A 7,171-nucleotide genomic window follows, 5' to 3' on the forward strand; every position below is an offset into this window, starting at 1 on the left:
AAGCAACATCGGGCGGTGGCCACCCGCTACGACAAGCTCGCCGTCCGCTACCAAGCCACCATCCAAGTCGCCACGATCGACATCTGGCTGCGAGCCCTGTCCAACACCACTTTCTAAACACGACCTAGGCCATGTAGGGGCTACGGGAGAGGTTCACCGGTGGCGTGTGCCGCCGTTCTGCTTGGCCTTCGGCGTGATATTCCGGATGGTCGCTGCTCTGGCGGTGCTGATGCTCAGCGCGCGCGCGATCTCGGAAATGGTCATGGGTTTGCCGGAGGCTTCCTCGACTGAGGCGATAATTTCCGACATCCGCTCGTCGCTGACGTTGTGACCTCGTTCCAGAATCTTTCCCGTGATTTCTGGAATCTTTCCCTGATCTTTCCCGGCTTGAGCGTCATCCCTGGTCGGATCGGGTGTCGTGCTTTCTGGGATCTTTCCCGCCGCTTTCTGGTCGTGTCCGCCGAGCAGTTCGGCCAGGGGATCCGACCCGGAAATGGCGTCGGTCGCGGTGCTGGCCATCATCGCCTTCGCGGCGTCGACCAGGAGGCGGCGGGAGGCGGCCTCGTCCAGGCCGTTCTCACAAGCCCGTTCGATCGCCTCAACGGGTAGGGTGCCGTCCCGGCACGCGCGCATGATCGCCGCCCGCACCTTCTTGGCTTTCCCGCCCTTATAACCCGCATCTTCCTGAGCGGCCTCCACCACCCGGGAAACCGCCTTGATCTTCTCGTCCCGCGAAACCAGGGCCGAAGAAACCGGGGAACGGTGCCGCAGCCGGTACAGATTCGCCTCCCGCCACGCGCCCGGATTGGTCAGGCACAACACCATCGGGACACGCTCCACCCCGATCGCGGCGTCGATCCGGGCCCGCAACAGCCAGGCCACCGACTCGGCGAACACCGCCAGCGTGACCGCCATCAACGCGTGCGCGGCCACGAACCAGGTGAACCAGCCACCGCCGACCGCGTGCCCGTACCAAGCGCCGATCCCGGCGCTGGTGGCCACCAGCACCACCCCATACAGGCGGGTGACCAGCTGACCACGGGACTCGCGGACCGCCAGCACCAGCGACAGCGCCACCAGCACCGTGCCGGCCACATCCAAGCCCAGCGGCAGCATGCCCGCCAGCCGCTCGGTCTCCCCGGCCTGCAGCAGCGCCGTCTTGGCGTTGGTATAGGACACCACCATCAGCACCACGTACAAGGCACCCACCACCGCAAGCACGGCCTTACAGGCCCACTCGCCGCCCTTGCTCAGGGTGATCCGCCCGACACGGGGGAGCCCGCCCGCCGTGCCACGGCCATCACCGTCACCGTGGCGGTCGCCGTCCGGGCTGGTCGGCCAGTCGGCCGTCTTATCCACGCGGTCCATTACCGCTCCCTTCCTGAACCGGGGCAGGGCGCGGAACGGTCGGCCTCCCGCGATCCACCGGCGTTCCGGTTGCCGGTGCGGTCGGGGGCGATCACGGCGGCTGGCGGGCCGGGTTCCGTGCCGCTGCGGGCTGCGGCGATCCGCTTGGCCAGGGCACGGTGGCGGCGTGCGGCCCGGGTGGCGATCTCGTAATCGGGCACCGTGGCCGACATCATCGCCACCCGGGCGAAGGTGTCGGCTCGCACGTGCAAGGCACGCGCGATCATATTGAGCTCGGCCGCGGTGAATACGGCATTGCTGGTCATGGTCCTCTCCCTGGGAAAAGGTTCTCGATCCAACAGGGGCCCTCCAGGTCGGGCGCTGACTATGTGGCCGTCACGGCGGACCGGTGACCGTTGGAGCACACGCCGGTGTACAGCCCGCGCAGATCGCCGCTGTGGGCCAGACGGCGCGTGCCGCACCCGTCGACCTGGCAGATGCAGGCCGTCGTGTACGCGATGTCGGCCCGGGCGGCCGTGGCGATGCACGGGCACGTCCGGCCGGGTGCGGTGTCCCCGCCGATCGGGTGCTTACTGGTCCTTCTCCCACGGCGCCCGCCCGTCCCACTGGATCTGGTCCGGGCGGTGCCGCTCGGCGATCCGCCGGACGGCCTGGTGAATGTTCTTGGCGGAGTACTTCTCCGGCCCGGTCACGTAGGTGATCTCGGCCCACCGTTCGGTGCCGCCAGGGTCGCCGACGTCGTCGCACACCACGTGCTCGGTCATCGTGGTGACCTGGAAGGCGCGGCCGTCGCTGCTCTGGCCGAACACGTACACGGTGACGACCGCGCCGCGGTGGCGCACGTGGCGGTAGCGGACGCTGTGGGACTCGGTGGCCTGGACGTCGCCGCCCACATCACCGCCGGGCCGCACTCCGCTCCCATCGGGCTTCCAATCACTCATTGCACTCACCCAGGCCAGCGACTACCGCGACTGGCGTGGTCGCCCTGCCGTGCAGGTGGTTCGGGGCCGGCCGGTGTGCTGACCTCCAGGTCGATGTCGGCGGCCGGGACCGAATGCCCCAGCGGACACCGCCACTTGACCGGGGTCGGATCGGGAGTGATCACGTGCTCGGGGTGGAGGGGACAGCGCCGCTCGGATCGGGTGGTGAGGTGGTGCGCCTTGGCGTTCCGTTCCACCAGGCGGGCCCGGGTGGTGTCGATTGCGCTCATGAGCTGCCTCCATGTCGGGGCAATCGTGCGACCAGGCGGCCGAGCAGTTCTCGTAGCTGTGCTGGAGTGCGGGCGGGTCGGCGGTGGCGGCCAGTGGGAAAGACGGTGGTGAGCAGCTGCTTGGCGGAGTGATCTGCGCAGGGTGGGCAGTAGATGTGGCCGTCCTGGGTGCGGGAGATCAGCCAGTCAGCCACCTCGCCCAGGGCAGTGCGCGCCGGGCAGGAGTCGCAGACCGCCGTCCACTCGGCCAGCCGGGAGTAGTCCGGAATGTCGTCGGGCATCCGCACAGGGATGATCACGGCTACCCCCTCACTTGCCGCGCCGGGCATCGTAGGCGTCGCGGACCTTCTTCGGCTCGCCGCCCCGGCCAGGTGCTGCACTTGTCGGCGGTGGGGTTGTCGTCATCGTCGTCGGCGTGCACGGCACCGAACCCGCCATTGTCGGGAATGATGTACGCAGGTCGGTCCTTCCAAGGGGATCTGGGGATGCGATCGGTCAAAGGCCCCGGCCGGTGCTGGAGACACCGACCGGGGCCCGCGCATGAAGTAGAGGTCGGGGCGCAAGCCGCGCGGATCGGCTACGCCGGGCCCGGCCCGTCCGCCTGGCGGGAGTAGTTGATCAGCAGGTACCGCCGGTCACCGGGGTCGCTGCGGTCGCTGTAGGGCGCGGAGACGCCCAGAACCTCGAAGTGCTCGGCGAGCCGCTCGGCCAGCCTGGTCACGGTGTCGGCGTCGCCGGACAACCGGACTCGCACCAGTGACCGAACCGAGACACGCGATGCCCCCCGGCTCGGGGGCGCCGAACGGGTACGAGCGGAGTGGCGGTCGGTCCTCGCGCATGTTGGCCGGGTGCGGATGGATCAGCGACACGTCGAGGTAGGCATCGCTGCCCATGTGGCTCTTCTCCCTTCCCAGAGGTTCACAAGACACGGCACGCCAGCGCCCTCGCCTCACCAGATCCGGTCTGGTCACCAGCTGTGGCCATGACGGGGCTCTCGACGTGGAACCTGAGGGACACGGATGTCACGATGTGACGCCGTGGACGATGACGTACCGGATCGTGTTCAGGGGCAGTTTGTGACCCTTGCGCCGCAGGTAGGCTTCGATGCGCTCGGGACCGTGCCCAGGGTCCTGCGCCAGCTCCAGGATGATTTCCTGCACGTTGCGCGGCGGGAGACGGTCCGGTCGGCGCGGCGGCGTCGGATCCTGAGGCGAGATCTCGTAGTACTTCGGACAGTGCGAGTAGAGGTCGTCCATCGACATGGGTTTGTCCCTTTCCTTCCTGGTTTTGCGGGGCTTTTCGCAAAGACGCCTAGTTACGGCAGGTGGCGGCTGGCCGGAGGGTCGGTCGCTACGCTTCCCCGGGCCGGAGGTAGTCGAGCGGGTAAAGGCGGTGAGCACATCACGGCAGTGCCAGGTCTCCGCGGTCGCCGGCCACTCGGCGGCGTCCATCTGGGCAACGACCGCCTCCTGCTCCTCGGACAGCTCGGCGGTCAGTGACTCCGGTGGCATGCCGGGTAGGTCACGACGATCGCGACCTCACAGGTGTTGGCCCCCTGAACGCGTCCAGGCCCGCACCTCGTGCTCACAGGTGCGGGCCTGGACGACCGGAAGGGGGTAGCGGCTACTACTTGCCGGAGCCGGACGAGCCCTTGCCGCTCTGCTGGTCGTAGGCGTCGCGGATCTTCTGCGGCTCACCGTTGGGCCAGGTCGAAGACTTGCCCTTGGTCGGGTTGTCGGCCATCGTGGGACTTCCTTCCTTGAAGGTCCCCGGGGGCGCCGTTGCTTGGTAGGTGCGGGCGCTTCCGGGGGTTGCCGGGACGGACGGTCAGGGACGGGCGTGGCCGTCCCCGCTCTGGGTGGGCGCGCTGTCGGCGCCCAGGTCGGCCTCCAGGTAGAGCGAGACCAGCCGCGAGGTGCCGCGGCGCGGGTAGGGCTTGGAGGTCTCCAGCACCGCCACCACCTGACCGATACGGTCGGCGGCGGACTGGACCTCGCCGGGCAGACCGACGAGGCGGATCTTCACCACGGCTCAGGTCACCTGCACGTTGCTCTGGTAGGAACGCTGGGCCTGAAACTCGGCCCGGGCGGCGTCGGTGAGCCTGGAGAAGCTGTACCGCAGCCCGCCGAGAACGAACTCGATGCTGCGGCCCTGGGCGCTGACGTTGAGATCGAACTCCACACCGGCCGCCGTCAGCGCCGCGGCGGCCCGCTCGATCACCTCGAACCCTTCGGCCTCGGTCCCGCCGAGCGCGAACGTGATCGCTCCATGCTCGTAATGCGGGATGTCAGGCTGGCGCTCCAGCAGATCGGCCAGCATCCGCAGGCCCTCGATGTACCCGGCCCGCGTCCGGTCCCAGTCGACACCCATCATGAACATGCTCCTTTCAGCAGCGGATTGGGCAACAGCAAGCAGCGCCCCGGCCAGACGTCCGGCCGGGGCGCTGAGGAAGGGGAACGCGATCGGACAAGGTCAGGGCGGGACTGCCAGCGCATCCAGCGGCCCGCGATCACGGCCCTTCAGTAGGCGGCGGGCCGCGATCTGATGCACCGCCGGGGGAACCGGCGGTGCCTGCTGGTACCCGTCGCGGGGACTGCGGGCGATGGCGCGGGCGTGAGCGGCAGCACCAGCACGCAACTCACTCAGTTGCTCGGAAGTGAGGTCGAGGAACACCCGCTGGTGGGAGCCCGGACATTTTGGTGAGGCGGGCTCCGACTCCCAAAGGGGATGCGCCTTGATCATTCCGCGCTTCCACGACTGCCAGGTCCCACAGTCCGGACACACCAGCCGAGGGCTACGCCCGGCCGGCATCGAAATCTGATCAAGAGGTATCCGGCTGGCCAGCAACGTGCGACGACCGTTGCTCGACGTCATGAACGCCTCCAAGTGATGAAGCGGAGAAAGCAGAGCCGCGTGTTCTCCGCCCGTCACGGCGCACCCGGCGCAACCAGGGCGTGAGGTCCGTGACGGACAGACAGCACGGGCGCTGTCTGGCGGGGCGCTGCCACGACCGACGCTCATCCGGGGACTGAATCGACCCAGACACCTATTGGTTCCGCGCTCGGCCGCCAACGCCATGTGAAGTTGTGATCATGCGGTGCGTGGAGCACCGCCGGAGTCCGCCACCAGTCGATGACAAGGTCAACCTAATCAGCTTCTATTAATAGAGTCAAGACAGACGGCTTGTACAGACTGGATTGCCATGGATGAAAAGGCCTAGCCTTGTACTGTGGCGAAGATCCCTGACCTCGATGCCGATCCACGGCCGGTGTTCGAGCAGATTGCAGACGACCTGCGAGGCCGTATCAAGAGTGGGCGGCTCCCGGTGGGGCGCAAGCTGCCGCCCCAGACCGCCCTGGCTGAGGACTATGGCGTCGCGATCAACACGGTTCGCGCGGCACTCAAGGTACTTGCGCGCGAGGGCCTGGTCAGAACACGCTCTACTCGTGGCACCTTCGTGCTTCGTGAACCGGAGGAGCCAGCACCGACCTCGGCGGAACTGTTTGGGATGCTGCAGCGGATCATCGACCGCCTGGATCAGGTGGAGGTGCGCTTGAATGAGCTCGAGCAACGCAAACCCTGAACCAGGTACGGCGACGGTTGAGCCGCTGCGTCTTCGTCTGCCCTCACCTGTGGAGGAGATTCACGACGAACGTCTGGCTGCCCGGGACGTCCGTCTGCTCCTCAAACGGGACGATCTGATCAACCCCGATGTGCCTGGGAACAAGTGGCGGAAACTCCAGCACAACCTCTCCGCCGCCCAGCGGGAAGGCCACGCCACGCTGCTCACGTTTGGTGGCGCCTACTCCAACCATATCCGCGCCACGGCCGCAGCTGGGCATCACCTCGGGTTGTCCACCATCGGCGTCGTCCGCGGGGAGGAACACACACCGCTCAACCCGTCCCTTCAGGCGGCGGTAGATTACGGCATGCGGCTCCACTACATGGACCGCGAGACCTACCGTCATAAGCATGAGCCAGAGGTGATCGACCAGCTCAGGGACAAGTTCGGCGCCTTCTACCTCGTCCCCGAAGGGGGAAGCAACGCACTGGCTGTGCGCGGGTGCGTTGACATCCCCAAAGAGATCGACGAGCCATTCGATGTCATTTGCTGCGCCGTCGGTACAGGCGGCACCCTCGCCGGTATCGCAGCTGGCCTCACGGAGGGACAGCGTGCGCTCGGGTTCGCTGCTTTGAAGGGCGCGAGCTTCCTGATCCCGGACGTACGTCGCCTGCAAGAGGCAACCTACGGACGCGTCGTGGGCAACTGGTCGATCGACCTGGACCACCATTTCGGTGGATACGCCAAGCGGCGGCCCGAACTCGACGCGTTCATCGACGACTTCGCTGATCGTCACGCGATCTGGTTGGACTGGGTCTACGTCGCCAAGATGATGAGCGGCGTCTATGACCACGTGGAGCACGGCAGCATCCTGCCCGGCTCCACGGTCGTGGCCGTCATCACCGGTGAGGTTCCCCCCGTAGCACGGACACCTGCGGTGAGGTCACTCGGTGGTGTCTGAGGGCAGGTTGAGCCCTTCGAACGTGACGGGGCTGTGCATCCCGATACTGGAATGCCGCCTGTATGGATTG

The 7,171-nt window shown here is 67.2% G+C and carries 11 protein-coding genes; 2 read left to right on the plus strand and 9 right to left on the minus strand.

The features are described from left to right. Positions 1–153 precede the first annotated feature (153 nt). The 9 genes from QSK21_RS35445 to QSK21_RS35485 all read right to left on the minus strand — a co-directional run bounded on the left by QSK21_RS35445 (position 154) and on the right by QSK21_RS35485 (position 4,951). On the minus strand, positions 154–1,368 hold the full coding sequence (locus tag QSK21_RS35445; protein ID WP_285702142.1) for a hypothetical protein: 1,215 nt from the start codon (positions 1,366–1,368) through the stop codon (positions 154–156). Then, the gene (locus QSK21_RS35450) at positions 1,368–1,673 is read right to left on the minus strand and encodes a hypothetical protein (RefSeq protein ID WP_285702143.1); all 306 of its coding nucleotides are present in this window, start codon (positions 1,671–1,673) and stop codon (positions 1,368–1,370) included. Before QSK21_RS35450 ends, QSK21_RS35445 begins: the two co-directional genes overlap by 1 nt. Positions 1,674–1,937: 264 nt before the next feature. Continuing rightward, positions 1,938–2,309, minus strand: a complete 372-nt coding sequence (locus QSK21_RS35455) for a hypothetical protein (protein ID WP_285702144.1) — start codon at positions 2,307–2,309, stop codon at positions 1,938–1,940. 5 nt (positions 2,310–2,314) lie between these two features. Then, on the minus strand, positions 2,315–2,578 hold the full coding sequence (locus tag QSK21_RS35460; RefSeq protein ID WP_285702145.1) for a hypothetical protein: 264 nt from the start codon (positions 2,576–2,578) through the stop codon (positions 2,315–2,317). Beyond that, on the minus strand, positions 2,575–2,877 hold the full coding sequence (locus tag QSK21_RS35465) for a hypothetical protein (RefSeq protein WP_285702146.1): 303 nt from the start codon (positions 2,875–2,877) through the stop codon (positions 2,575–2,577). Before QSK21_RS35465 ends, QSK21_RS35460 begins: the two co-directional genes overlap by 4 nt. 278 nt (positions 2,878–3,155) lie before the next feature. Further along, positions 3,156–3,332, minus strand: coding sequence for a hypothetical protein (locus QSK21_RS35470; RefSeq protein WP_285702147.1), 177 nt, complete (start codon positions 3,330–3,332; stop codon positions 3,156–3,158). A 268-nt stretch (positions 3,333–3,600) separates the two neighbouring features. Further along, complete coding sequence (locus tag QSK21_RS35475; protein WP_285702148.1) at positions 3,601–4,089, minus strand: hypothetical protein; 489 nt, start codon at positions 4,087–4,089, stop codon at positions 3,601–3,603. Between the two features lie 316 nt (positions 4,090–4,405). Continuing rightward, entirely contained in the window at positions 4,406–4,606 is a 201-nt protein-coding gene (locus QSK21_RS35480) for a hypothetical protein (protein ID WP_285702149.1), read from the minus strand. 3 nt (positions 4,607–4,609) lie between these two features. Beyond that, positions 4,610–4,951 carry a hypothetical protein gene (locus tag QSK21_RS35485; RefSeq protein ID WP_285702150.1) on the minus strand — a complete coding sequence of 114 codons (342 nt, stop codon included), beginning with the start codon at positions 4,949–4,951 and terminating at the stop codon, positions 4,610–4,612. 856 nt (positions 4,952–5,807) lie between these two features. Here QSK21_RS35485 and QSK21_RS35490 point away from each other — a divergent pair. Both QSK21_RS35490 and QSK21_RS35495 read left to right on the plus strand, forming a co-directional pair. Further along, positions 5,808–6,161 carry a GntR family transcriptional regulator gene (locus QSK21_RS35490; RefSeq protein ID WP_285702151.1) on the plus strand — a complete coding sequence of 118 codons (354 nt, stop codon included), beginning with the start codon at positions 5,808–5,810 and terminating at the stop codon, positions 6,159–6,161. Then, positions 6,136–7,101 (plus strand): 1-aminocyclopropane-1-carboxylate deaminase/D-cysteine desulfhydrase, encoded by a 966-nt coding sequence (locus tag QSK21_RS35495; RefSeq protein WP_285702152.1) that lies wholly within the window; start codon positions 6,136–6,138, stop codon positions 7,099–7,101. Before QSK21_RS35490 ends, QSK21_RS35495 begins: the two co-directional genes overlap by 26 nt. Positions 7,102–7,171: the final 70 nt, after the last annotated feature.

The sequence above is a fragment of the Actinomadura sp. NBRC 104412 genome (assembly GCF_030269515.1).
Taxonomy (GTDB): domain Bacteria; phylum Actinomycetota; class Actinomycetes; order Streptosporangiales; family Streptosporangiaceae; genus Spirillospora.